This window comes from Edwardsiella hoshinae NBRC 105699 = ATCC 33379 (assembly GCF_000474215.1).
GTDB lineage: Bacteria > Pseudomonadota > Gammaproteobacteria > Enterobacterales > Enterobacteriaceae > Edwardsiella > Edwardsiella hoshinae.
The window spans coordinates 48,529-73,042 of sequence record NZ_BAUC01000026.1 but is presented as its reverse complement, the minus strand read 5'-3'; the positions used below and the strand labels follow the sequence as shown (position 1 = coordinate 73,042).

Sequence of the window (24,514 nt, the reverse complement as noted above, 5' to 3'; positions counted from 1 at the left end):
ATGAGGGCGAATAATACACGCCATCTGACGGGATGCAAGAATTTTTTGATAAACATCACTCATCCGTGCTTCATTCGCCTGAATATCCGGCATATCGGCTTAATTTCGTCCATGTTATAGCGTGGCGTGATTTTTTTATGCCCTTCAATTCCTTTCACGATAGGGGTTTGTTATGGTGCGCCAGTGGTCATTGTGAGCAACGGAGTAAGAAGGCGAGAGATGAAAGGGCGTTGGGGAAAGTACGCAGTATGTGGGTTAGTCGTGGCACTGATGGCGGGATGTTCCTCCCGACCGACGGATCGCGGTCAGCAATATAAGGATGGAACCCTCAATCAGCCGTTGGCGCTGGTCAATCATCCGAATGCGCAGGGAAAGCCGGTCAATGGCAAGGATTTCGTCGCTCAGGTGGCGGCGATCCGCCAGGCCTCGCCTTCGCTCTATACCCGTCACGCCGGTAGTTTTGAGGCGGTCACTGAATGGCTGATGGCCGGAGCCGATACGCGCCAACTGGCGCAGTTCGGTCTCAACGCTTACCAGATGGAGGGGGTCGATAACTTCGGGAACGTGCAGTTTACCGGTTACTACACCCCGGTGGTCGAGGCGCGCAAGACGCCACAGGGGGCATTTCAATACCCGCTGTACCGCATGCCGCATAAACGTGGCCGCTTGCCGGCACGCTCGGCTATCTACAATGGTGCCCTGGATAATCGCAATCTGGAGATCGCTTACAGCAACTCGCTGATGGATAACTTTATGATGGAGGTGCAAGGTAGTGGCTATGTCGACTACGGCAATGGTCAGCCGCTGACTTTCTTCGGCTATGCCGGCAAGAATGGTCATGCTTACCGTAGCATCGGTAAGGTATTGATCGACCGGGGCGAGGTGGCCAAGGCGGACATGTCGATGCAGGCGATCCGCCAGTGGGCCGCCACCCATAGTCGCGCAGAGGTGCGAGAGTTATTGGAGCAGAATCCTTCCTTTGTCTTCTTCAAACCAGAGCAATTTGCCCCGGTGAAAGGCGCCAGCGGGGTGCCGCTGGTGGCGCGCGCCTCTGTCGCCTCCGATCGCTCGCTGATCCCGCCCGGTTCGATCCTGTTGGCCGAGGTGCCCTTATTGAACCAACAAGGTAAGTTTACCGGCCACTACCAGATGCGTCTGATGGTGGCGCTGGATGTCGGTGGTGCCATCAAGGGGCAGCATTTCGATATCTATCAAGGTATCGGCCCCGAAGCCGGGCATTGGGCCGGCTACTATAACCACTATGGTCGCGTCTGGTTATTGAAGACGCCGCAGAGCGGCGGGCCGCTCTTCAATGCCTACCACCCTCAGCCCGCGCGTCACGATGATGCGCAGATGCTGGTGCGTAACTGACAGCGGCATCGTGTTAACGGGGGGCGCATCGCTCCCCTTTCGTTTTTTTCTCCATCCCCTATACTGCCCGGCAGTTTTCATGCTTTGAGGGAGAGCACCCATGACCGCACCATTTTCTGACGCCTACTGGCAACGCTTCAGTGGTATCGCTCGGCTATATGGCCGTTCGGCTTTGGAAACTTTCGCCGGCGCTCACTTCTGCGTCATCGGTTTGGGCGGTGTGGGGTCTTGGGCCGTCGAGGCACTGGCCCGGAGCGGGATCGGCGCTATAACTCTGGTTGATATGGACGATGTCTGTGTGACCAACACCAACCGCCAGATCCAGGCGTTACGCAGCACCGTCGGACAACCGAAAGGGGAGGCGTTGGCCGCGCGTATCCGCGAGATTAATCCGGAGTGTCGGGTGACCTGCGTGGATGATTTCATCACCGAGCAGAACGTCGCGACGATCCTTGCGCCATCATTCGACTATGTGATCGATGCGATCGACAGCGTGCGTCCCAAGGCGGCGTTGCTGGCTTATTGTCGCCGCCACAAGATCCCGGTGGTGACTACCGGCGGGGCCGGCGGTCAGATCGACCCGACGCGTATCGCGGTGGTCGATCTGGCGAAGACCATTCAAGATCCGCTGGCGGCCAAGTTGCGTGAACGTTTGAAGGCGGATCACCGCGTGGTTAAAAACAGCAAGGGAAAACTGGGTATCGACTGCGTCTTCTCCAGCGAAGCGCTCGTCTATCCCCAGCCGGACGGCAGCGTCTGTGCTCAGCGCAGCACCGCCGAGGGGCCGAAGCGCATGGATTGTAGCGCCGGTTTCGGCGCGGTGACCATGGTGACCGCCAGCTTTGGTTTCGTGGCGGTATCCCATGCGTTGAAGAAACTGCTGGCGCGCGCTCAACGCGCCACCGTCTCACCGGTTTCACCCGTGGCATAGCGGCGGGCGATGGCCTGAACGCCCTGTGACAGGGCGCTTAGGCCGCTGCTGCGCGAGGCGCTCAGTTGCGCCATGATGCCGAGTTCGGCAAACAGCGCCAGCGGATCGCTGGCTAACACCTGGGCAGGCGTCTTGCCTTCCACCGCCGTTAGCAGAATTGCTAGCAGCCCTTTGACGATACGTCCCTCGCTGTCGCCGTACAGATGCAGGGTGCCATCCTCTAGCAACTCTCCTGCGAGCCAGACGCGATTTTCACAGCCAGCCAGCTCCGCCTGATGGGTACGCAGCGCCTCGTCTAACGGTGGCAACTCACGCGCCAGCATGATCAATTGACGGTAGCGATCCTCCCACTGATTGAGCGGGGCGAAGCGCTGGCGGAGCGTCTGTGCGTTGATCTGGCGACCAAAGGGATGAGGCGCGTTCATCGCGGATCCTCCGTGAGCAGTGATAGGGCACGACGGACGGCTTGCAGTAATGCGTGTACGTCGTCCGGGGTGTTATAAGGGGCAAAGGAGGCGCGCAGCGTGCCGCTAACGCCCAATGCCTGCATCAGCGGTGCCGCGCAGTGGGCACCGCTGCGCAGCGCGACGCCCTGTTCGGCGACGAGGGTATTGAGATCGCTGTGATGGACATCGACAAAATTAAACGCCAGCAGCGGGCTGCCTGGGGCGCGGTAGCTAATAAAGCCGGGCAAGGCGCTGAGCGCCGTCTCGGCTTGCTGTGCCAGTTGTACACAGTGACGTTCGGCGGCTTGACGATCGAGGCCCGACAACCAGTCGAGGACCGCTGCGAAACCAAGTACTCCGGCGATGTTCGGGGTGCCCGCCTCGAAACGATGCGGTACGCATTGTTCGCTAAAGCCGCTGAAGTCGGCGTGCGTCAGCATCTTACCGCCCCCCTGCCAAGCGTGCATGCTGTCGAGCAGGGCACGTTTGCCATACAGTACCCCTAACCCGCAAGGGCCGTACAGTTTATGGGCCGAAAAAGCATAGAAGTCGATGTCGGCGGTATGGAGATCCAGAGGATGGTGGACGATGCCTTGAGCGCCATCGATCAGTACTACGCAGCCACAGGCGTGGGCCTGGGCGATGGCCAGTGCCAGATCTGGGCAACCCCCGGTGACATTGGACATCTGCCCCAGCGCCAGTAGCCGCGTACGTGGGCCGAGTAGGGCGGGGAGTTGCGTCAGATCGGGCAGACCGCGCCTATCCACCGGTAGTTTGACGACTCGGGCCTGACACTGTTCGGCGACCATTAGCCAGGGGATCAGGTTGGCGTGGTGCTCCGCCTCGCTGACCAAGATCTCATCGCCGGGCTGGAGGCGTGGCCGCAGGTAGCTCTGCGCCACCAGATTGATCGCTTCGGTCGCCCCCTTGCTCCAGACGATTTCCTGCGTATCGACGCCGAGCAATGTCGCTACCTGTTGTCGGGCCTGCTCGAAGCGTTCGGTCAGGCGACGGGCGGCGGCATGTTGACTGCGGTGAACCGTCGCCCCCTCTGTGGCGTAGTAGTGGTGCAGGGTTTCCAGCAGCGCGCGCGGTTTTAGCGCCGTGGCGGCGCTGTCAAGATAGACCCCCTCCGTCTCCAGGGCGGGGAAGTCGCGGCGCAAGGCCATAAAGTCAAAGGTCATGGGCAGGATCTCAGTAATTCAGCGCGAAAAGGGCGATGCGTCGCCTTGCCTGGATTAACAGGATTAATCCGAGCGTAGACGTACAGTGGCATCACCTCGAGGAAATGGCGCATCGCGCAGGGCCTCAATGGCCGGCATTTTAAACCGTGGGACGGCGATGATGAAGTGATTCCGTGGGCTTTTCATATCGACGAGCGACGAAAAAAAAGCACCGCAACGGGCGGTGCTACTAAATCACTATGGACAGACAGGGTAAATGTACAGGAAGTGAAAAACGGCAGTGCTTACGCGACCGCCATGTCTGATAACGCGTCAGACAACTTGCAAACACAACATCACAACCACAAAGCCAAAAGCATTCCTGAAACGATTCATTCCTGCTTTTTCGTTCCGGCTTGGGAAGTTGCCGCCACTATAGGTATTTGCTGGTCTATCCTCAACGGACAAATTATAATGGCTCGGATAAAAAAAACTAATCTGTTGCTAAATGGTTAATTGAGAGTAACCACTTGATAATAAGCGATCTCATATGTCAAAACGATTACCGCCTCTGAATGCGTTGCGCGTCTTTGATGCCGCCGCACGCCATCTCAGTTTCACCAAGGCGGCCGAGGAGCTGTTTGTGACGCAGGCCGCGGTCAGCCACCAGATCAAATCGTTGGAGGATTTCCTCGGGCTGAAACTATTCCGCCGGCGTAACCGCTCATTGCTGCTGACGGAGGAGGGACAGAGTTATTATTTGGATATCAAAGAGATCTTCTCGGCCTTGAACGAGGCGACGCGCAAGTTACAGGCGCGGAGTGCTAAGGGGGCGTTGACCGTCAGCTTGCCGCCTAGCTTTGCCATCCAGTGGTTGGTGCCTCGTCTGTCCGGTTTTAACAGCGCCTATCCCGGCATCGACGTACGTATTCAGGCGGTCGATCGGGAGGAGGGCAAGCTGGCAGACGATGTCGACGTGGCGATTTTTTATGGCCGTGGGCACTGGCCGGGGCTGCGGGTGGAGCGGTTATATGCCGAGTATCTGATGCCGGTCTGTTCGCCACAGTTGTTGCTGGGGGAACATCCGCTAAAAGATCCGAGCGATCTGGCTTATCATACGCTGCTGCATGATACCTCGCGGCGTGATTGGTTGGCCTATACCCGCCAACTGGGCTTACAGCACATTAACGTGCAGCAGGGGCCCATTTTCAGCCATAGCGCCATGGTGGTGCAGGCCGCAGTACATGGTCAAGGGATTGCCTTGGTCAATAACGTGATGGCGCAGACGGAGATCGAGGCTGGGCGTTTAGTCTGTCCGTTTAACGATGTGCTGATCAGTAAGAATGCCTTTTATCTGGTTTGCCAGGACGCGCAGGCGGATTTGGGTAAAATAGCCGCCTTCCGTCAGTGGATACTGGCGAGAGCTGCCGGGGAGCAGGAGACGTTCCGCTTCCGTTATGAATCAGAGGGCGCGGGTACGCGCCAAGAAAAAGCGTAAAGGGTCGCGTAATGGGTAGTCGCTCCATGATTATGTTCGCCGCGATCAGCGGTTTTGTCTTTGTGGCATTGGGCGCCTTTGGCGCCCATGTGTTGGGAAATACGCTGGGTGTCAAAGAGATGGCCTGGCTACACACCGGTCTCCAGTATCAGGCGGTACATACGCTGGCGATCCTGGGATTGGCGGCGCTGATGGTGCGGCGCAGCAATCTGTGGTTTTACTGGAGCAGCGCCCTGCTGGCGTTGGGAACCGTGCTGTTCAGCGGCAGTCTTTACTGCCTGGCGCTGTCGCAGTTGAAGATATGGGTATACATCACGCCGATCGGTGGCACCTGCTTCCTGATTGGCTGGGTATTGATGTTGATTGGCGCGTTGCGCATGGGAAAGAGGGCGGAACGCCATGAATAGACTTGCTTTGTATTGCCGTCCCGGCTTTGAAAAAGAGTGTGCCGCCGAGATTACCGATAAGGCGGCGGCCCTGGAGGTATATGGCTTCGCACGGGTCAAAGAGAACAGCGGCTATGTGCTGTTCGAGTGCTATCAGCCTGAAGAGGCAGATAAGCTGGCGCGTAGCTTGCCGTTCCGTGAGTTGATCTTTGCCCGCCAGATGCTGGTGGTCGGAGAGCTGCTTAAGGATCTGCCGCCGGAGGATCGCATCGCCCCGATCTGTGGCATGCTGCTGGGGGTCGTCGAGGGGGCTGGCGAACTCCGCGTCGAGGTGCCGGACACTAATGAAAGCAAGGAACTGATGAAGTTCTGCCGCAAGTTTACCGTACCGCTGCGTGCGGCGCTGCGCGAACAGCGAACCCTGTTGCGCCAGGAGAATCCTCACCGCCCGGTGGTGCATGTGCTGTTTATCGCCCCGGGATGCTGCTATGTCGGTTACTCCTATAGCGATAATAATTCGCCGTTTTATATGGGGATTCCGCGTCTGAAATTCCCAGCCGATGCCCCCAGCCGCTCTACCCTCAAGTTGGAGGAGGCATTCCATATCTTCATTCCTCACGATGAATGGGACGAGCGTCTGGCGAGCGGCATGCGGGCCGTCGATCTCGGCGCCTGCCCCGGCGGCTGGACCTATCAGTTGGTGCAGCGCAGCATGATGGTACAAGCCATCGATAACGGCCCGATGGCGCCGAGCCTGATGGAAACCGGTCAGGTGACCCACCATCGCGCCGACGGGTTCCGTTTCACCCCGGAGGGGGATAACGATTGGTTGGTGTGTGACATGGTGGAGAAGCCGGCCAAAGTATCGGCGTTGATGGCACGCTGGCTGGTTAACGGTTGGTGTCGCGAGGCGATCTTTAACCTCAAGCTACCGATGAAGAAGCGCTATGAAGAGGTGAGCCATAACTTGGCGATCCTGGCTCAAGCGCTAAAGGAGAACGGTATTAACGCGCAGATCGCCGCCAAACAACTGTACCACGATCGCGAAGAGGTGACGGTACATGTACGGCGCGTCTGGGGCGCGATTCCCGGACGGCGTGATGAGCGAGAGTTCCGCCGTCACGAGCGGGCGCGCTAAGCCTTTCCCAGCGATGCTGTCTCCCTTGGGGGACGGCGTTTATCCCGCCGCGCCGAGGCGCAGTTGTTGCAGGTTGCCGTGTAAGCTGAGTGTGGTTTGCAGTGTGGCGACCTGGCGACAGGTTTCGGCCATTTCGCGTTGTTCCATCAGGCGGTGACGCCAGCGCTCCGCGACCTGTGGCAGTTGCTGATAGAGTGCGTCCAGCGAACCGAACTCCGTCAGCAGAGCGGCGGCGGTCTTGGCGCCGATCCCGGTGACCCCAGGGATCTTGCTGCTGCTGATCCCCGCCAGCCCCCAGAAATCGGTTAATTGCTGCGGTTCGACACCGAAAGCCTGGCGCACGAAAGGCAGGTCAAGCCAACGTTTTTGAAAGTAGTCGCGGATCTGGATCTGCGCTGAGAGTAGCTGGCAATAGCCTTTATCCGTCGAGACGAGGGTGACGCGATGACCACTCTGCGCCACCTTGTAGGCCAGGGTCGCGGCCAGATCGTCGGCCTCATTGCCGGGACTGTGCCAGCAGGGAATGCCCAGTTCGGCGAAGGCGGTACGCAGGGTGTCCATCTCTGCGGCTAACGAATCCGGCATCGCCTGACGCCCGGCCTTGTAGGTCGGGAGTAAGCGATGACGCCAACTGTTGGCCCGATCGTCACCATCGAACACGGCGACGGCGTGACTGGGCGTGGTGTGGCTCAATAGCTGATGCAGCGCAGCACAACAGGCGTCGCGACAGGGTGAGCCTTGTACCGCGTGGATGCGGCGGATGAGATTGAGGGCGTCGACGATCAACAGGTGAATAGACATAGGCGTAGAACCGGATTGTCGGGGCGGCGAGCCACCCCTGATGAGGAAAACGACTCAGCGCACGATTTCATAGCAGGGCACATAGGCCGTACCGGGCAGTTTCATCCGCTGCTGGGCGACGAAGCCTTGGAGCAGGCGATCCATGTGCTGCATCATCTGTGCATCGCCATGCAGTTTAAACGGCCCATGCTCGGCGATGGCGCGGATGCCGCCCTCTTTGACGTTGCCGGCGACGATGCCGGAGAAGGCGCGGCGCAGGGCGGCGGCCAACTGTTCCGGTGACTGGTTGGGATGCAAGTTGAGGTTGGCCATGTTGTCATGCGTCGGCATAAAGGGCATCTGCAAATCGGCACTGATCTTCAGCGACCAGTTGAAGCTGTAGAAGTCGCCGCTCTGACGCCGGTTCTCTTTCACGCGTGGCATGGCGAACTTCATCCGCCGCGCGACCTCGGCCGGATCGTCGATGATGATTTGATAGTGGTGGCGCGCCGTTTCGCCCAATGTATTGACGATGAAGTCGTCCAAGACACGGAAGTAGTCGGCGCTTTCTTTGGGACCGGTGAGGATCAGCGGCAAGACCTGATCACGGTTTTCCGGATCCATCAAAATCCCCAATAAGTAGAGCAACTCCTCCGCCGTTCCCACTCCGCCGGGGAAGATAATGATGCCGTGACCGAAACGGACGAAGGCCTCCAGGCGCTTCTCGATGTCGGGCATGATGATCAGTTCATTCACCAGCGGGTTGGGCGGCTCGGCGGCGATGATCGATGGCTCGGTCATGCCGATGAAACGCCCCTCGTGGTAACGCTGCTGTGCGTGGCCGACGGCGGCGCCCTTCATCGGCGCCTCCATCGCTCCCGGTCCGCAGCCGGTGCAGACGTTCAGCTCGCGCAGCCCCAACTGGTTGCCGACCTGGCGGCCATACTGGTACTCGATCTCGCTGATAGCGTGGCCGCCCCAACAGACGATCATGTTGGGCTCGTCACCGACGTGCAGCGCCCGGGCGTTGCGCAGTATCGAGAACACCAAGTTGGTGATGATGGTTGGATTCTCCAGATCCACGTGCTGAGTGCGTTGGGCGTTCATCAGTTGGCCGTTGACGAACAGGATGTCACGTAATACCGCAAACAGGTTGGCCTGTAAGGCGCGGATAATACGCCCATCGACGAAGGCCTCCTCCGGCGGGTTAACCAGCTCTAGCTTGACGCCGCGTTCGCGGCGCAGCACGTTGATATCGAAGGATTCAAAGCGAGACAGCAGTTCGTGGCTGTTATCGGTCTTGGCGCCGGAGTTGAGCACGGCAAGGGAACAGTTGCGGAACAGACGATACAGATCGCTGCTGGCGGTACGCTTGAGCATGTCCACTTCCATCTGCGACAGCAGATCCATCGATCCCAACGGGCTGATGTGTGTAATCAAAGTCTCTCCTAGGCATCTAACGATGCGGTTAGCGCGCCGCGTAGGCGCGGCCAAATCCTCAACTAGGGGCAGCGTATTGTCTGCCGCCGATTTTTTTACCTTACCGTGCGTCCTGCCGTTTTGCCAATGCTATCAGGAAAAAAGACACGAAAAATCAAAGGCTCTCCGCAATTACTGCCGTGCCAGACGCCCGCGAGGCGGCTGGAAGGGGACATTGCTGCGCCATGGATTGATATCCAGTCCACCGCGTCGGGTATAGCGGGCGTAGACGGTGAGCGCCTGCGGTTGGCAGAAGCGTTGAATATCGTTGAAGATCCGTTCGACGCACTGCTCGTGAAACTCGTTGTGATGGCGGAAAGAGACCAGATAACGCAGCAATGCCGCGCGATCGATGGCGCCACCGCGATAACGGATCATCACTGAGCCCCAATCCGGCTGATGGGTGATCAGGCAGTTGGACTTCAGCAGGTGGCTGACCAGGGTCTCTTCGACCTGACGGGCGGGATCGGCAGCGTTTTCCAGCAGCGAGGCCGTGAAACTGTAGTTATCGATGGTGATCGGCTGATCGTCAATGCAGACGCCCGGCAGGCTGGCGATGGCTTGCCCTTCAACTTGCGTCAGGCGCAGCAGCGTGACGTGCACACCGCCTTGGGCACAGTGTGCCAGATCGCGTTGCAGGGTGCGCTGTACGCTCTCCCAATCAGCGAACCGGGTCTGATTGAAGCTGTTGAGATACAGCTTAAAGCTCTTCGATTCGATCAGATTGGCGCTGTAAGCATCCAATTCAACCTCTGCCAGGGCGACCTGCGGTAAGCCGTTGGCGTTCAGCCAAGAGAGTTCGTACAGGGTCCAGATGTCGGCACCGTGGAACGGCAGACTGGCGGGATACAGCCCGAGTGGCTCACGGTTCATGCTGCGTGGAACCGCCTGCAACAGCGAGGCGTCGTACTGGTCGCGGTATTCGGTGGCTTTGCCTAGGGTGAGGGCGGACAACGCCGGGTTCTCTTGGTATGACATACGGTTAACCTGTCGATGAAAGCGGCTGTGCACTGGGCGACAGCAGGGTACAATGAGCGACCGGCGGCGAGGCCGGTCATCGCGCCGCACAGTTTACCATCACCGAGAGAGAGAACATATGGAGCATCAGGTTTCCGCCGCCCTGGGCGACTTCACCCAGCGTTATCTGGCGTTATGGCGCCAGCAGCACGGCGATTGGCCAAGCAGTCATGCGCTATACGGCATCCCATCGCCCTGTGTGGTGTATAGCCGCGATGCGTGTGTCTTCTGGCGTCCCGAACCCGGTAGCCAGGATGAACTGGCGGGGATTGGTCGGGCATTAGACCTCCGTTTGCACCCTGATCTGGCGCCGTTTTTCACCACCCAATATGCCGGCGACATGCGCGCGCGTTGGCAAGAGATCGAGATGGATCTGGTGCAGGTGTGGAGTGCCGATGATCTGCGGCGTTTACAGGAAAACCAGATCGGTCATCTGCTCACCCAGCGACGCCTGAAGTTGTCACCGACCCTGTTTTTAGCCAGCACGGCGGATGAGCTGACTCTGGTGACGCTGTGCAATCTGAGCGGCAATGTGTTGTTGGAACAGTTTGGCAGCCCGCAGCGGCGGGTTTTGGCACCGACGCTGGTTGAGTTCTTGGCGGGATTACACCCCTTGGCACAGGAGGTAGGGTAACGCCGCCTGCGCGTGTGAGAGATCGCTTACACGCACTGTAAGAGATCTCGTTTTATTTTCCGATTGTTTTCTAAAGCTTGCGCGTAAAGTCGATAGTTATCATGAGATTAATGTTTACATATTATCTAAGTACCACATATGTAAGACAATATCCCCATTGCGAAATGTGCTGAAATCGGCGAAAGTAATCGCATCGAAAGGGAAGTCGCCAGGATGTCAGGACACATTAGGATGATGTTGTCTCAGGATGAGGCGAGGACCCGCCCAGGATGGGCGATAACGGATGTACCGCAGGATGCCGGTCAGGATATTTCAGGATGAAATAAGGGACACCTCCAGGAAGGAGAGTGAGAGTCGGTTTGGATGACCGATGTGTCAGGATGACTGAAGGATCTCGCCAGGGTGGTGAAGGGATGCAGGCAAGGGAGTGTCCGGTAAAGGAACACCGTTAGGAAAAGTTTTCAAGGATGAGCAGGGAGCACGTTGTGTAGCGGGACTGCTATAAAACGAATCGGGGGGTATCGCTGAGCGGTACCCCCCTCTCTTTATTGCGGCATGATTGCCTGCCCCCCTGTGATCGTCCTCTATGCTGCGCGCGGCCGTTTTCGCGCCGCGCCGTCGGTGGTATGCTGCGCGCCTTTTCTTCCCCGCTTGTTGAGAGAGTCCGTGATGAGTGATTACGCCATCGTACACGCCCACCTAAGTCAGATCGAAAGCCAACTGCGCTCACTCGCCCTGTGGCAAGCACAGGCGCCGAGTGCCGAGGCGCTCGCCAGTCAGGAGCCCTTTTGCGTCGATACCCTCGCGGCGAGCGAATGGCTGCAATGGATCTTTTTGCCTCGCATGCAGGCATTAGTGCGCGACCGCGCCCCATTGCCGCGCCGGATGGCCATCGCCCCCTACCTCGAAATGGCGTACCAGCACGATCTGGCCCGTATCGCTCCGTTGCTGGAGGCGCTGCAACGTCTGGATGCGCATCTCGGCGGCGAGGTGTCGTAAGCGACAGATGGCTTACGCCTGGCGCACGATCGGCGCGTCAGGCGGCGTCAACGCCATGCCGCGCCGGGCTAACAAGATGGGCGTCGATTGCCGCGTCGGCAGGTTATGCGCTAAGGTGGCGCGTTTTTTCTTTTTGTCGGGTATCGGGATGGAAATTATTTATCAGGACGAGCATCTGGTGGCGATCAATAAGCCCGCTGGCTGGCTAGTGCACCGCAGTTGGCTGGATCGTAAGGAGAAGGTGGTGGTGATGCAGACGGTGCGCGACCAGCTTGGTCGCCATGTGTATACCGTACATCGTCTGGATCGCCCGACCTCTGGCGTGCTGTTGCTGGGGTTGTCGAGCGAAGTGGCTCGTGCCTTGGCGCAGCAGTTCGAGCAGCACCAGATCCACAAAGTCTATCATGCGGTGGTGCGCGGTTATCTGCACGGCGAGGCGTTGCTCGATTATCCGCTGACGCCCGAATTGGATAAGATCGCCGACCGTTTTCGCTCTGCCGAGCGTGCGCCACAGCCTGCGCAGACCTATTATCGCGCGCTAGCGACCGCAGAGGTGCCGCTGGCCATTGGCCGCTACCCGACCGCCCGCTTTAGCCTGATTGAGTTGACGCCCCAGACGGGGCGCAAGCACCAACTCCGTCGCCATATGGCACACCTGCGTCATCCGATCATCGGTGATACCGCCCATGGCGATTTGCGTCAGAACCGCGGTGTGGCCGCACACTTCGGCACGGCCGGTTTAATGCTACACGCCAGTGAGTTGCGTTTGACGCACCCGGTGAGCGGCGAGGCGCTGTGCCTACGGGCGGGGCTGGACTGGCGTTGGCAGAAACTGATGGATGGATTGGGTTGGCAGGCCTATCTCCCTGAACTTGATCGGGTTGAGTTTACGCCCGATTGCCCTCAGGATAGAGCCGAGACAGACATCGAACAACAAGCCTGAAAGAAGGAGTAGGCGATGGCGCAAGTGGGTATTTTTGTCGGCACCGTATACGGTAACGCCTTGATGGTGGCGGAAGAGGCACAAGCTATTTTGCAACAGCAGGGTCACACGGTCAGCCTATTTGAAGAAGGGACGCTGAGCGATTGGCAGCAGTTCGCTGACCAGCACGTACTGGTGGTGACCTCGACCACCGGGCAGGGGGATCTGCCGGATACGCTGGCACCGTTGTTCAGCGCACTGCGCGACGCTTACGGTGAGCAGCGTGGGCTGCGTTATGGCGTGATCGCCTTAGGCGATCGCGGATTTACCCACTTCTGCGGCGCCGGGCATCGGGTCGATAGCTTATTGCAGGAACAGGGCGCGACGCGCCTGGGCGACGTATTGGAAGTGGACGCGCAGAGCGCGCCGGAGCCGGAAACCGTCACCTCACCTTGGGTGGGGGAGTGGGCGCGTCTGCTGGTGGATTGAGGCCGTCGCCGCGTTGTTCTGTTCGGACGAGACGGCGCGGCACCCGTCGGTCGGCCGCGCCGCGCGCTTAGCTTACTTGCCTGCCAGTTTTTCTAAATCGGCCTCGATCTCGGCGATCTTGTTGGCGACCACACTCTCAAGGTGGCGGAGATCGTCGAGGATCTTGCGCTTCAGATCCTCTTCCTGCCGATCGCGCAGGCATAAGCGATCCAGTTCCTCGATCACATAACGCAGATTGGGGCTGATCTCGCTGATTTCACGCATCCCCTGGCTGTCATTATCGCTCAATACGGTCTTGCGCTGGCGTGGGTATTTAAACTTGACGCTTTTGGCAAAGAACTCGCCCTTATCCTTGCGAAAATAGATCTTCAGAATGTCGTTATTGGCCTCCTGACGCAGACTATAGCGATCGATCTCTTCCGGTTGGGTGATCCCCAGACTTTTCAGGTTGTCATACATAGCGGCACCTTTAATGCGTTACGTGAAATAATGCGTACGGTGAGTCTGCATTCCCTCCGCCCCGGCTCGGCGGCAGGGCGCGGGGAATGAAAACGCTTGCATCGCGGGTGTTGCTTTTCTTAGCGTAGCGATTATTGGCGAAAAAAATGTGTTCTGTGCGCCGTTATGCGCGTTCTCCCGCATTCAGTGGGGGAGCGGGGCGGAGGTTACCCGCCCCGATGTGTACTTAATCGATGGTACGCAGCAGTTCGTTGATGCCGACCTTGCCGCGTGTCTTGGCGTCGACTTTCTTGACGATGACCGCACAGTACAGGCTATAAGCGCCGTTTTTAGCGGGCAGGTTGCCGGAGACGACCACCGAGCCGGCCGGAACGCGACCGTAGTGGATCTCGCCGGTTTCACGATCGTAGATCTTGGTGCTCTGGCCGATGAATACGCCCATTGAGATAACGGAGCCCTCCTCGACGATCACCCCTTCGACCACCTCCGAGCGGGCGCCGATGAAGCAGTTGTCTTCGATGATGGTCGGATTCGCCTGCAACGGCTCCAATACGCCGCCGATACCAACACCGCCGGAGAGGTGGACGTTCTTACCGATCTGCGCACAGGAGCCCACGGTGGCCCAGGTATCGACCATGGTTCCCTCATCGACATAAGCGCCGATATTGACATAGGAGGGCATCAACACGGTGTTACGGGCGATATAGGCCCCTTGGCGTACCGAGGCCGGCGGTACCACGCGGAAGCCTTCACGCTGGAAACGGGCCTCATCGTAGTCGGCGAACTTCATCGGTACCTTGTCGTAGAAGCGGGTTTCGGCCCCTTCCATCAGGCGATTATCGTTGATGCGGAATGAGAGCAGTACCGCCTTCTTCAGCCACTGATGGGTCACCCATTCGCCATTGATCTTTTCGGCAACGCGCAGAGCGCCGCTATCGAGCAGGGCGATGACTTGCTCGACCGCTGAGCGGGTAAGTGCATCGGCGTTGGCCGGGGTGATCTCCGCACGGCGTTCAAAGGCATTCTCAATTAACGTCTGTAACTGCTGCATCCTGTCTATTTTCCCCTCGTGAGATGGATCCGCCTGCCGCGCCGCACGGCGTACGTGGCAGGTAAGCAAAAAAACTTACTCTTTATCGGCGCTAAGCAGGGTTTCTGTCAACCGTTGCGCCAACGCCTGCTGCATTTCAGGCGTTAATGCACGCCGTTCGCCATCAGCCAGGATAAATAGATCCTCGACCCGTTCGCCAATGGTGGTAATGCGCGCGCCATGCAGCGACAATCTCAGTTCGGCGAAGATCTCACCGATACGCGCCAGCAGCCCGGGACGGTCGAGCGCCACTAACTCCATGTAGCTGCGCCGAGCATTATGCGCTGGCAGGAAGCTTACTTCCGTCGGGACGTTGAAGTGACGCAGACGCGCCGGGGCGTGACGTACGCGTGGCGGTTGATAACTCGGTTGGGTCAGCGCCTGTTCCAGGGCGCGCCGGATAGTATGGTGCCGATCGAGCGCCAACGGACGGCCGTCCGGTTCGAGCACCACGAAGGTATCCATGGCGTAGTTGTCGCGATTGGTGAAGATTTGCGCATCATGTACGCTGAGGTTACGCCGATCCAACTCGCCGGCGACGGCGGCGAACAGATAGGGGCGGTCGGGACTGTAGATGAAGATCTCGGTGCCGCCCCGGCTGGCGTGTTGGCTGACCAACACCAGGGGCCCGCTGCCGTCGTGATGCAGCAAGTGACGGGCGTGCCAGGCCAGTTGATTGGGCGTGTGGCGCAGAAAGTAGTCAGCACGGCAGCGACTCCAGATGCGCATCAGCGTCGGTTCGTCGATGTGGTCCATCCGCAGCAACGCCAGCGCTTGCAGACGATGGTGTTGTACCCGTTCGCGCATGTCTGGGCTGCTGTGTGTACCGCGACGCAGCTGTTTTTCGCTGGCGAAGAACAGTTCACGTAGCAGGCTCTGTTTCCAACTGTTCCACAGGTTCTCGTTGGTCGCGCAGATGTCGGCCACCGTCAGGCACAACAGGTAGCGCAGTCGGGTTTCGCTGTGCACCTCGCTGCAAAAGTGGCGGATCACCTCGGGATCTTGAATGTCGCGGCGCTGGGCGGTGACCGACATCAGCAGGTGACAGCGTACCAGCCAGGCGACCAGTTGCGTTTCGCGCGTGTTTAACCCGTGTAGCCGGGCGAACTCTAACACATCGTCGGCTCCGAGCAAGGAGTGGTCGCCGCCGCGCCCTTTGGCGATGTCATGGAATAGGGCGGCGAGCAGCAGCAGTTCGGGTTGTGGCAGGCGCGGATAGAGCTCGACACAGAGCGGGTGACGTTGGCGATTATCGTGGTCGGCGAAGCTCTCCAGTTTGAGCAGTAGGCGCATGGTGTGCTCATCCACGGTGTAGGCATGGAACAGGTCGAACTGCATCTGGCCGACAATGTTGCCCCACTGCGGCATATAGGCCCACAGCACGCTGTGGTGATGCATCGGCAACAATGCCCGCCGTACCGCGCCGGGATGGCGCAGGATAGCCATAAACAGGCTACGGGCCTCCGGCAGCGCGCACAGTGGCTGTGTCAGGTGCCGGCGTGCGTAGCGTAACTGACGCAGGGTGGTGGAGTAGATCCCGCTGATCTCCGGATTGCGTGCCATGGCATAGAACAGGCGCAAAATGATCACCGGATCGTGGGTAAACGTGTCGGGATCGCGCAGATCGATCAGCGTGCCACGTAATTGGAAATAGTCGTCCAAGAGGCGCGGCTTCTCGTGGGTATTTAACGCCAGGATCGCCTCGTCAAAGAGTTGCAACAGCATCTGGTTCAGCTCGCGTACCCGCCGAGTCATGCGGTAGAACGCCTTCATCATCTGCTCGATAGGTTGGTTACCTTCGCCCTGATAGCCGAGCAGATGTGCCACACTGAGCTGACGGTCGAACAGCAGGCGGTTGTCATAGCGGTTGAGCACCAGATGCAGGGCGAAACGGATACGCCACAGGAAGCTGCGGCATTCGTTCAGTTCGTCGCGTTCAGCCTCCGTCAGAAAGCCGAAACCGACCATTTCATCGAAGGAGGTGGCGCCGAAGTGGCGATGGGCGACCCAAAGCAGGGTGTGAATGTCGCGCAATCCACCCGGGCTGGCTTTGATATCCGGCTCCAGGTTATAGCTGGTGCCGTGATAGCGCTGGTGACGCTCGCGTTGTTCGTCCAGTTTGGCGTGAAAGAAGCGTGGCGAGGGCCAAAAGTCGTCGCTAAACAGACGTTTTTGCAGTTGGAGAAAGAGGGCGACGTCGCCGCATAGCAGGCGGGATTCGATCAAGTTGGTGGCGACGCTGAGATCCGCCAGTCCCTCGCTCAGGCACTCGTCCAGGGTACGTACGCTGTGGCCAACCTCCAGGCGCAGATCCCATAGCAGGGTAATCAGCATGCCGATGCGTTGGGCCAGGGCCTCGTCCGGCGCCTTGGCCGCGAGTAGCAGCAGGTCGATGTCCGACAGCGGGTGGAGCTCTGCGCGGCCATAGCCGCCGACGGCGATCAGTGCCAGGCCAGAATGCTGATCGAAGCCATAATGGCGCCATAGACGCACTAAGAGGCGATCGAGGTAATGGCTCCGTGCCGCCACCAGTGACTCGGCGCTTTCACCGCGCAGGAAGGCGTCATTCAACCATTGGCGCAGCTGTTCCATGTGAGGTTTCAGGCCGGCGCAGTTTAGCGCGTCGGCGGGCAGGGCATCCGGCGAGACGGGGGGGAACGCCGCCGGTGCGCCATGCGGTAACTCAGCCATAGGCACTCCATCAATAAAAAAGCCGGCATTAAGCCGGCTTGCGTTCACGCTGTGCGGCGCAAAACGGCGCCCGCATGACGGGAGACACCGTCACTGGGCACTCATGTCGTGGGTGATCACCCGCGGCAGGTCGTGTTCTTCGGCGCGCAATGTCAAGATTTCACAGCCGTTGTCGGTGACCACGATAGTATGTTCATACTGCGCGGACAAGCTGCGATCTTTGGTTTTTACCGTCCAACCGTCTTTCATCAAGCGGATACGGTAGTCGCCAGCGTTGACCATCGGCTCGATGGTGAAGGTCATGCCCGGTTGGAGCACCACGCCAGCGTCGTCGGCATCGTAATGCAGCACTTGCGGCTCTTCGTGGAACACTTCGCCGATGCCGTGGCCGCAGTATTCGCGCACCACGGAAAAACCGTTGCTTTCGACGAACTTCTGGATGGCTTTACCGATGCTGCGCAGCCGAATCCCCGGTTTGACCATCTTCAGGGCCAGATACAGGCTCTCTTGGGCGACGCGGCACAGCCGCTCGCCAAGAATGGTCGGTTTGCCGACGATAAACATCTTGGAGGTATCGCCGTGCCAGCCGTCTTTGATCACGGTGACGTCGATGTTGACGATGTCGCCATCCTTGAGCACCTTGTCATCGCTGGGAATGCCGTGGCACACCACCTCATTGACGGAGATGCAGACTGATTTCGGGTAGCCGTGATAGCCCAGACAGGCGGAGATGGCCTGCTGCTGCTGGGTGATATGCGCATCGCACAGGCGATCCAGCTCACCGGTGGTGACGCCGGGCACCACGTGCGGGGCGATCATTTCCAGCACCTCGGCGGCCAGACGGCCAGCGACGCGCATCTTTTCAATGTCTTGTGGGGTTTTCAGTGAAATAGCCATAGGTATTCTGTCCACGGAGGTCGCCGTAGCGACAATGAGAAGCAATGTCTTCTATGGTAACAGCCCCGCTTCGCCCTGCCAAATGGCAGCGCGTGCCGTGGTTCAAAATGCAACAAAAGGTGGAGTCTGGCGCGGGTTTATGGTATAAAGCGCGCCGCAGTTCCCGTATGTCTATTGAGGCATGCGCAGAGGCTGTAAATCTCACTTTGTGTTATTTGCATAAACAACACACACGTATCGGCACATGTGCCGGGGTGCCGTCGGACGCGTATGCGGACGATGGTCGGCGTCATGGGATACGTGGAGGCATAACCCCAATTTTTTAATAGAGGTCTAATCATGGCAACTGTTTCCATGCGCGATATGCTCAAGGCTGGTGTTCACTTCGGTCACCAGACCCGTTACTGGAACCCGAAAATGAAGCCGTTCATCTTCGGCGCTCGTAACAAGGTTCACATCATCAACCTTGAGAAAACCGTACCGATGTTCAACGACGCTCTGGCTGAGCTGAGCAAGATCGCTTCCCGCAAGGGCAAGATCCTGTTCGTTGGTACCAAGCGCGCAGCAAGCGAAGCGGTAAAAGACGCAGCCCTGAACTGTGATCAGTTCTACGTGAACCATCGCTGGCTGGGCGGCATGCTGACCAACTGGAAAACCGTTCGTCAGTCCATCAAACGTCTGAAAGATCTGGAGACTCAGTCTCAGGATGGCACTTTCGACAAACTGACCAAGAAAGAAGCGCTGATGCGTACCCGCGAGCTGGACAAGCTGGAAAACAGCCTGGGTGGTATCAAAGACATGGGCGGTCTGCCGGACGCGCTGTTCGTTATCGATGCCGATCACGAACACATCGCCATCAAAGAAGCCAACAACCTGGGTATCCCGGTATTCTCTATCGTTGATACCAACTCCGATCCGGACGGCGTTGATTTCGTTATCCCGGGTAACGACGACGCGATCCGTGCCGTGACCCTGTACCTGAGCGCTGTGGCTGAAGCCGTACGCGAAGGCCGTTCTCAGGATCTGGCTTCCCAGGCTGAAGAAACCATGGCTGAAGCTGAGTAATAAGGACAGCTCGCAGGAGCCCTTATTAACCAGGTATTCATATGTTGGTTAGGGGGCCTATCATGGCCCCCTTTCTTTGTGGCTCACCCCACGAAGATTCATCTCTAGAACAACCGTCTTGCACAGGGGGCTACCCTGGGTGAGATAACCGAGGAAAATAGAATGGCTGAAATTACCGCCTCCCTGGTAAAAGAACTGCGTGAGCGTACTGGCGCAGGCATGATGGAGTGCAAAAAAGCACTGGTTGAAGCGAACGGCGACATCGAGCTGGCCATCGACAACATGCGTAAATCCGGTCAGGCCAAAGCGGCCAAGAAAGCCGGTCGCGTTGCCGCTGAAGGCGTGATCCTGACCAAGGTTTCCGCTGACGGTAAATACGGCATCATCGTTGAGATGAACTGCGAGACCGACTTCGTGGCGAAAGACGCTGGCTTCAAAGCCTTCGCCGACGAAGTGGCTAACGCCGCCCTGGCTGACAAAATCATCGACATCGACGCGCTGAAAGCGAAGTTCGAAGAACAGCGTACTCAGCTGGTCGCTAAGATCGGTGAAAACATCAACATCCGCCGCGTAGCTGAGCTGAGCGGTGAGCTGCTGGGTACCTACAGCCACGGCGCACGCATCGGCGTTATGGTTGCCGCGACCGGTGCCGACGACGAGCTGATCAAGCACATCGCCATGCACATCGCTGCTAGCAAGCCGGAATATGTTAAACCGGAAGACGTACCGGCAGACGTGGTGGCTCACGAGCACCAGATCCAGCTGGACATCGCCATGCAGTCTGGCAAGCCGCGCGAAATCGCCGAGAAGATGGTTGAAGGCCGTATGCGTAAGTTCACCGGTGAAGTGTCTCTGACCGGTCAGAGCTTCGTCATGGATCCGAGCAAGACCGTTGGCCAGTTGCTGAAAGAGCACAACGCCGACGTCACCGGCTTCATTCGCTTCGAAGTGGGCGAAGGTATCGAGAAAGTGGAAAGCGACTTCGCTGCCGAAGTGGCCGCGATGTCTAAAGGGGCCTAATCCCCTTTCATCACAGAGCCGCCGTGAGGCGGTTCTGTTTTATTCGGCCAGACTTACTTCAATGAGCGGTCCGAGGTACAGACCGTACATTGAAATACCTCCGACTAATTTATTGACTGTTTCTTTAGGACTCGAACACCATGGCAACCAATTCCAAACCCGTTTACCAGCGTATCCTGCTTAAGCTGAGCGGCGAAGCTCTGCAAGGCTCAGAAGGTTTTGGCATCGACGCGAGCGTGCTGGACCGCATGGCGCAGGAGGTCAAAGAGCTGGTGGAACTCGGCGTTCAGGTGGGGGTGGTGATCGGCGGTGGCAACCTGTTCCGCGGCGCTGGCTTGGCACAGGCAGGGATGAACCGTGTGGTCGGCGACCATATGGGGATGCTGGCGACGGTGATGAATGGCTTGGCGATGCGTGATGCGCTGCACCGTGCCTATGTCAACGCGCGTCTGATGTCGGCTATTCCGTTGAACGGGGTGTGCGACAACTACAGCTGGGCCGAGGCCATCAGCCTACTGCGTAACAACCGTGTGGTGATCTTCTCCGCCGGGACTGGCAATCCGTTCTTCACCACAGACTCCGCTGCTTGTCTGCGTGGGATAGAGATCGAGGCCGACGTGGTACTGAAGGCGACCAAGGTCGATGGCGTGTTCTCCGCCGATCCGATGAAGGATCCGGATGCGACGCTGTATGAGCAATTGAGTTACCAGGATGTCCTGGAGAAAGAGCTGAAGGTCATGGATTTGGCGGCCTTCACGCTGGCACGCGATCATAACTTACCGATCCGTGTATTTAATATGAACAAACCGGGTGCGCTGCGTCGCGTCGTGATGGGCGAAAAAGAAGGTACGCTGATCACCAAGTAATGCGCAGTGTGCGTGTGGGACAGCTGGTGCGTCCGGCTGCCGTATTGTATTGTGCTGGCCGCATTGAAAAGCGCTTGGCCTTTGGTGCACAATTCTCTCTTTAACCACCATCACCGTTTTCAAGGGTTCGCAACGTGATCAACGAAATCAGAAAAGATGCCGAAACGCGCATGGAAAAATGCGTCGAGTCATTCAAGGGCAACATTAGCAAAATCCGCACCGGTCGTGCGCATCCGAACCTGCTCGACGGTATCCAGGTCGAGTACTACGGCGCGGCGACGCCGTTGCGTCAGTTGGCGAACATCGTGGCGGAAGATTCCCGTACGCTGGCGGTGACCGTATTCGATCGCAGCATGTCTGGTGCCATCGAGAAAGCCATCCTGACCTCCGATCTGGGCCTGAATCCCTCTTCTGCCGGTACTGTGATCCGTGTCCCGCTGCCGCCGCTGACGGAAGAGCGCCGTAAGGATCTGATCAAGCTGGTGCGCTCTGAAGCGGAGTCTGGCCGCGTCTCCGTACGTAACGTACGTCGCGATGCGAACGATAAGGTGAAGGCGCTGCTGAAAGACAAAGCGATCAGTGAAGACGAAGATCGCAAGTCTCAAGACGATATTCAGAAGATCACCGATCAGATGATCAAGAAGATCGACGCTGCCTTGGCGGATAAAGAAAAAGAACTGATGGAGTTCTAATCGCGCCATCATGATCCACGGCCCATACACCGCTGGATGTGGTCGCCTCCGCTGGCGGCCGTGACGGGGTGGGCGTTTGTGGGATCGGTGATAAGCGTCGCTTCGGCGGCGCTTTTGCTTTTAGGGTCACGGAGTTTGGGTGTACGCCACGCTGGTGGCGGTGCAAAATGTGCTGGGGAGTGGCGCTGGCTTAGCGTATCCTGTAACGATTTGCTCCAGTTATTCAGAGTATCCTCATGAAGAAACTGACCATTCTAGGTTCAACTGGCTCCATCGGCACCAGTACGCTGGCGGTGGTGCGAGCCAATCCCGGCGCGTTCCGCGTCGTGGCGCTGGTCGCAGGCAAGAACGTCGACGTCATGTTGCAACAGTGCCGTGAATTTTCCCCCCGTTATGTCTGTATGGCCGATGAATGTGCGGCCAGCGCGTTGCGCCAGCGCCTGTTTGAAGCCGGGCTGGATACGATCGCCGTGATGAGCGGTGAGCGTGCCGCCTGTGAGCTCGCCGCCTTGGATGAGGTCGATCAGGTTATGGCCGCCATCGTCGGGGCCGCCGGTTTGCTGCCGACCTTGGCGGCCATCCGTGCCAATAAGCGGGTGTTGCTGGCCAATAAAGAGGCGTTGGTGACCTGTGGTCGCCTGTTTATGGATGCCCTGGCGCATAGTCAGGCGCAGTTATTGCCTATCGACAGCGAACACAACGCCATTTTTCAGAGTCTGCCGAGCGCGGTGCAGCAGCAATTGGGATCGGCTTGTCTGCACCAGCATGGGGTGACGCGTATCGTGTTAACCGGCTCGGGCGGGCCGCTACGTCAGCTGTCGCTGGCCGAGTTCGATGCGGTGACCCCCGCGCAGGCCTGCGCCCATCCCAATTGGTCGATGGGACGTAAGATCTCGGTCGATTCCGCGACCATGATGAATAAGGGCTTGGAGTACATCGAGGCACGCTGGTTATTTAACGCCTCGGCGGAGGAGATGGAGGTGATCATCCATCCGCAATCGGTGATCCACTCCATGGTGCGCTACCGTGACGGTAGTGTGATCGCCCAGTTGGGCAATCCGGATATGTGTACGCCGATCGCGCATGCGATGGCCTACCCTGAGCGGGTGCCAAGCGGCGTGGCGCCGCTGGATTTTTGTCGCATGGGCGCGCTGAGCTTTGAGGCGCCGGATATGGCGCGCTATCCTTGCCTTCAGTTGGCGATCGATGCCTTCGCTGAGGGGCAGGCGGCGACGACGGCGCTGAACGCGGCGAATGAGATTGCCGTTGCCGCCTTCTTGGAAGGGCGTCTACGCTTTACCGATATCGCTCGCTTGAACCGTGAGGTGGTGGAGCAACTGCGTTGCGACGAACCGACCAGCGTGGAGGCGGTGCTGGCGATCGATCAGGCGGCGCGTCGGGCGGCCCAGGCTATGGGCCAACGTTTTTCCCGCTAATTTCGTCTTGCCGAGTGTGCTGATTTGTGGCGCTAACGGCATGATGATATAGTCTGCGCCAGTTTTTTTGGGTGCCGACATCTCGCTGCGGGAAAGAAGCTCGGGATTGTCCCCTATGCAGGGCGCCATTGGGCGCAGCGCATAGAGAGGATTAGGATTATTGGGTAGCCGTGCTAATACACGGCTTTTTTACGCAGGCATCGCCGTTGCGACAGGATTAGGCGCGGCGATACGGCGCAGTTACGGCCCCTCCTGCTGGCTCGTTGAGGAAAAATTTACACGTATGTCATCCACACAACCAACTGTGATGAACGACGCGGCCCCGGTTCCCCGACATGTAGCGATTATCATGGACGGCAACGGCCGTTGGGCTAAGCGTCAGGGTAAAATGCGTGTATTCGGACATAAGGCCGGCGTGAAGTCGGTACGCTGTGCAGTGCGTTTTGCCGTTGCCCGGGGAATACGGGCGTTGACGTTATATGCCTTTAGCAGCGAAAACTGGAATCGGCCACAACAGGAAGTGTCGGCACTGATGGAGTTATTTGTCCGGGCACTGGATAGTGAAGTCAAGCGGCTGCATAAACACCAGGTACGCCTACGGGTGATTGGCGATATCAGTCGCTTTTCGCCGCGTCTCCAGGAGCGCATTCGTCGCGCCGAACAGATGACGGTGGCGAATGACGGTTTGACCCTGAACATCGCTGCCAACTATGGTGGGCGTTGGGACATCGTGCAAGGTGTGAGAGCGCTGGCGGAGCAGGTTCAGCAGGGGACGTTAGCGCCGGAAGCGATCTCGGAAGCGATGCTGGGCGAGCAGATATGCTTGCATGACCAGGATGCCGTGGATCTGGTGATCCGCACCGGGGGCGAACATCGCGTGAGTAACTTTCTGTTATGGCAAATTGCGTATTCAGAGTTTTATTTTACCGATGTACTGTGGCCTGATTTTGATGAAACAACCTTTGAAGGTGCGCTGAATGCATTTGCACAACGAGAGCGTCGCTTCGGGGGTACCACGCCTATCAACGCCGCCGCGGCGTCATAG

25 protein-coding genes are annotated in these 24,514 nt (G+C 58.4%); 16 read left to right on the top strand and 9 right to left on the bottom strand.

Features of this window, described 5'->3' with window-relative positions:
- The first annotated feature begins 219 nt into the window (after positions 1-219).
- On the top strand, positions 220-1,371 hold the full coding sequence (gene mltA / locus EHO01S_RS12515; RefSeq protein ID WP_024524274.1) for a murein transglycosylase A: 1,152 nt from the start codon (positions 220-222) through the stop codon (positions 1,369-1,371).
- 100 nt (positions 1,372-1,471) lie between these two features.
- A complete protein-coding gene (gene tcdA / locus EHO01S_RS12510) occupies positions 1,472-2,302 on the top strand; it encodes a tRNA cyclic N6-threonylcarbamoyladenosine(37) synthase TcdA (protein ID WP_024524273.1) in 831 nt (276 codons plus the stop codon).
- On the opposite strand, the gene csdE is transcribed toward tcdA, so the two are convergent.
- Together csdE and csdA are read right to left on the bottom strand one after the other, a co-directional pair.
- A complete protein-coding gene (csdE, locus tag EHO01S_RS12505) occupies positions 2,263-2,727 on the bottom strand; it encodes a cysteine desulfurase sulfur acceptor subunit CsdE (RefSeq protein WP_024524272.1) in 465 nt (154 codons plus the stop codon). The genes tcdA and csdE overlap by 40 nt on opposite strands.
- Positions 2,724-3,932: a cysteine desulfurase CsdA gene (csdA, locus tag EHO01S_RS12500; protein ID WP_024524271.1), complete on the bottom strand. Its 1,209-nt coding sequence runs from the start codon at positions 3,930-3,932 to the stop codon at positions 2,724-2,726. The genes csdE and csdA overlap by 4 nt, the downstream gene beginning before the upstream one ends.
- Positions 3,933-4,097: 165 nt before the next feature.
- Between csdA and EHO01S_RS18895 the strand changes: the two genes are divergently transcribed.
- From EHO01S_RS18895 to rlmM, 4 genes are read left to right on the top strand one after another with little or no spacing between them, the layout of a single operon-like run.
- The gene (locus EHO01S_RS18895; RefSeq protein ID WP_148707561.1) at positions 4,098-4,427 is read left to right on the top strand and encodes a hypothetical protein; all 330 of its coding nucleotides are present in this window, start codon (positions 4,098-4,100) and stop codon (positions 4,425-4,427) included.
- A 34-nt stretch (positions 4,428-4,461) separates the two neighbouring features.
- A complete protein-coding gene (locus EHO01S_RS12495; protein ID WP_024524270.1) occupies positions 4,462-5,409 on the top strand; it encodes a transcriptional regulator GcvA in 948 nt (315 codons plus the stop codon).
- Positions 5,410-5,420: 11 nt separating this feature from the next.
- Entirely contained in the window at positions 5,421-5,816 is a 396-nt protein-coding gene (locus tag EHO01S_RS12490) for a DUF423 domain-containing protein (RefSeq protein ID WP_024524269.1), read from the top strand.
- Positions 5,809-6,933: a 23S rRNA (cytidine(2498)-2'-O)-methyltransferase RlmM gene (gene rlmM, locus EHO01S_RS12485; protein ID WP_024524268.1), complete on the top strand. Its 1,125-nt coding sequence runs from the start codon at positions 5,809-5,811 to the stop codon at positions 6,931-6,933. Before EHO01S_RS12490 ends, rlmM begins: the two co-directional genes overlap by 8 nt.
- Before the next feature lie 39 nt (positions 6,934-6,972).
- On the opposite strand, the gene xni is transcribed toward rlmM, so the two are convergent.
- The 3 genes from xni to queF form a co-directional block, all read right to left on the bottom strand.
- Positions 6,973-7,734, bottom strand: a complete 762-nt coding sequence (gene xni, locus EHO01S_RS12480; RefSeq protein ID WP_024524267.1) for a flap endonuclease Xni — start codon at positions 7,732-7,734, stop codon at positions 6,973-6,975.
- A gap of 54 nt (positions 7,735-7,788) precedes the next feature.
- On the bottom strand, positions 7,789-9,153 hold the full coding sequence (gene ppnN, locus EHO01S_RS12475; protein WP_024524266.1) for a nucleotide 5'-monophosphate nucleosidase PpnN: 1,365 nt from the start codon (positions 9,151-9,153) through the stop codon (positions 7,789-7,791).
- Positions 9,154-9,324: 171 nt separating this feature from the next.
- On the bottom strand, positions 9,325-10,170 hold the full coding sequence (queF, locus tag EHO01S_RS12470; RefSeq protein WP_024524265.1) for an NADPH-dependent 7-cyano-7-deazaguanine reductase QueF: 846 nt from the start codon (positions 10,168-10,170) through the stop codon (positions 9,325-9,327).
- Positions 10,171-10,288: 118 nt separating this feature from the next.
- Here queF and syd point away from each other — a divergent pair, with 118 nt between their 5' ends.
- From syd to EHO01S_RS12450, 4 genes are all read left to right on the top strand, one after another.
- Positions 10,289-10,843, top strand: coding sequence for a SecY-interacting protein (gene syd, locus EHO01S_RS12465; protein WP_024524264.1), 555 nt, complete (start codon positions 10,289-10,291; stop codon positions 10,841-10,843).
- Positions 10,844-11,512: 669 nt separating this feature from the next.
- Complete coding sequence (locus tag EHO01S_RS12460; RefSeq protein ID WP_024524263.1) at positions 11,513-11,842, top strand: YqcC family protein; 330 nt, start codon at positions 11,513-11,515, stop codon at positions 11,840-11,842.
- 148 nt (positions 11,843-11,990) lie between these two features.
- Positions 11,991-12,785, top strand: a complete 795-nt coding sequence (gene truC, locus EHO01S_RS12455; RefSeq protein ID WP_024524262.1) for a tRNA pseudouridine(65) synthase TruC — start codon at positions 11,991-11,993, stop codon at positions 12,783-12,785.
- A gap of 15 nt (positions 12,786-12,800) precedes the next feature.
- On the top strand, positions 12,801-13,253 hold the full coding sequence (locus EHO01S_RS12450) for a flavodoxin (RefSeq protein WP_024524261.1): 453 nt from the start codon (positions 12,801-12,803) through the stop codon (positions 13,251-13,253).
- A 72-nt stretch (positions 13,254-13,325) separates the two neighbouring features.
- Here the strand turns inward: EHO01S_RS12450 and EHO01S_RS12445 are convergent, their stop codons facing one another.
- The 4 genes from EHO01S_RS12445 to map form a co-directional block, all read right to left on the bottom strand.
- Positions 13,326-13,712, bottom strand: a complete 387-nt coding sequence (locus EHO01S_RS12445) for a DUF3461 family protein (RefSeq protein ID WP_005282895.1) — start codon at positions 13,710-13,712, stop codon at positions 13,326-13,328.
- A 226-nt stretch (positions 13,713-13,938) separates the two neighbouring features.
- Positions 13,939-14,763: a 2,3,4,5-tetrahydropyridine-2,6-dicarboxylate N-succinyltransferase gene (gene dapD / locus EHO01S_RS12440; RefSeq protein WP_024524260.1), complete on the bottom strand. Its 825-nt coding sequence runs from the start codon at positions 14,761-14,763 to the stop codon at positions 13,939-13,941.
- A 75-nt stretch (positions 14,764-14,838) separates the two neighbouring features.
- Complete coding sequence (gene glnD / locus EHO01S_RS12435; RefSeq protein ID WP_024524259.1) at positions 14,839-17,493, bottom strand: bifunctional uridylyltransferase/uridylyl-removing protein GlnD; 2,655 nt, start codon at positions 17,491-17,493, stop codon at positions 14,839-14,841.
- A gap of 90 nt (positions 17,494-17,583) precedes the next feature.
- Positions 17,584-18,390, bottom strand: a complete 807-nt coding sequence (gene map / locus EHO01S_RS12430) for a type I methionyl aminopeptidase (RefSeq protein WP_024524258.1) — start codon at positions 18,388-18,390, stop codon at positions 17,584-17,586.
- Positions 18,391-18,729: 339 nt separating this feature from the next.
- Here map and rpsB point away from each other — a divergent pair, with 339 nt between their 5' ends.
- The 6 genes from rpsB (at position 18,730) to ispU (ending at position 24,514) form a co-directional block, all read left to right on the top strand.
- Complete coding sequence (gene rpsB, locus EHO01S_RS12425; RefSeq protein ID WP_024524257.1) at positions 18,730-19,455, top strand: 30S ribosomal protein S2; 726 nt, start codon at positions 18,730-18,732, stop codon at positions 19,453-19,455.
- Between the two features lie 162 nt (positions 19,456-19,617).
- Positions 19,618-20,475 carry a translation elongation factor Ts gene (gene tsf / locus EHO01S_RS12420; RefSeq protein ID WP_024524256.1) on the top strand — a complete coding sequence of 286 codons (858 nt, stop codon included), beginning with the start codon at positions 19,618-19,620 and terminating at the stop codon, positions 20,473-20,475.
- Between the two features lie 140 nt (positions 20,476-20,615).
- Complete coding sequence (pyrH, locus tag EHO01S_RS12415) at positions 20,616-21,341, top strand: UMP kinase (protein ID WP_005282915.1); 726 nt, start codon at positions 20,616-20,618, stop codon at positions 21,339-21,341.
- 134 nt (positions 21,342-21,475) lie between these two features.
- Positions 21,476-22,033, top strand: coding sequence for a ribosome recycling factor (gene frr / locus EHO01S_RS12410; protein ID WP_024524255.1), 558 nt, complete (start codon positions 21,476-21,478; stop codon positions 22,031-22,033).
- A 236-nt stretch (positions 22,034-22,269) separates the two neighbouring features.
- A complete protein-coding gene (ispC, locus tag EHO01S_RS12405) occupies positions 22,270-23,469 on the top strand; it encodes a 1-deoxy-D-xylulose-5-phosphate reductoisomerase (RefSeq protein WP_024524254.1) in 1,200 nt (399 codons plus the stop codon).
- Positions 23,470-23,752: 283 nt separating this feature from the next.
- Positions 23,753-24,514 carry a (2E,6E)-farnesyl-diphosphate-specific ditrans,polycis-undecaprenyl-diphosphate synthase gene (ispU, locus tag EHO01S_RS12400; protein WP_024524253.1) on the top strand — a complete coding sequence of 254 codons (762 nt, stop codon included), beginning with the start codon at positions 23,753-23,755 and terminating at the stop codon, positions 24,512-24,514.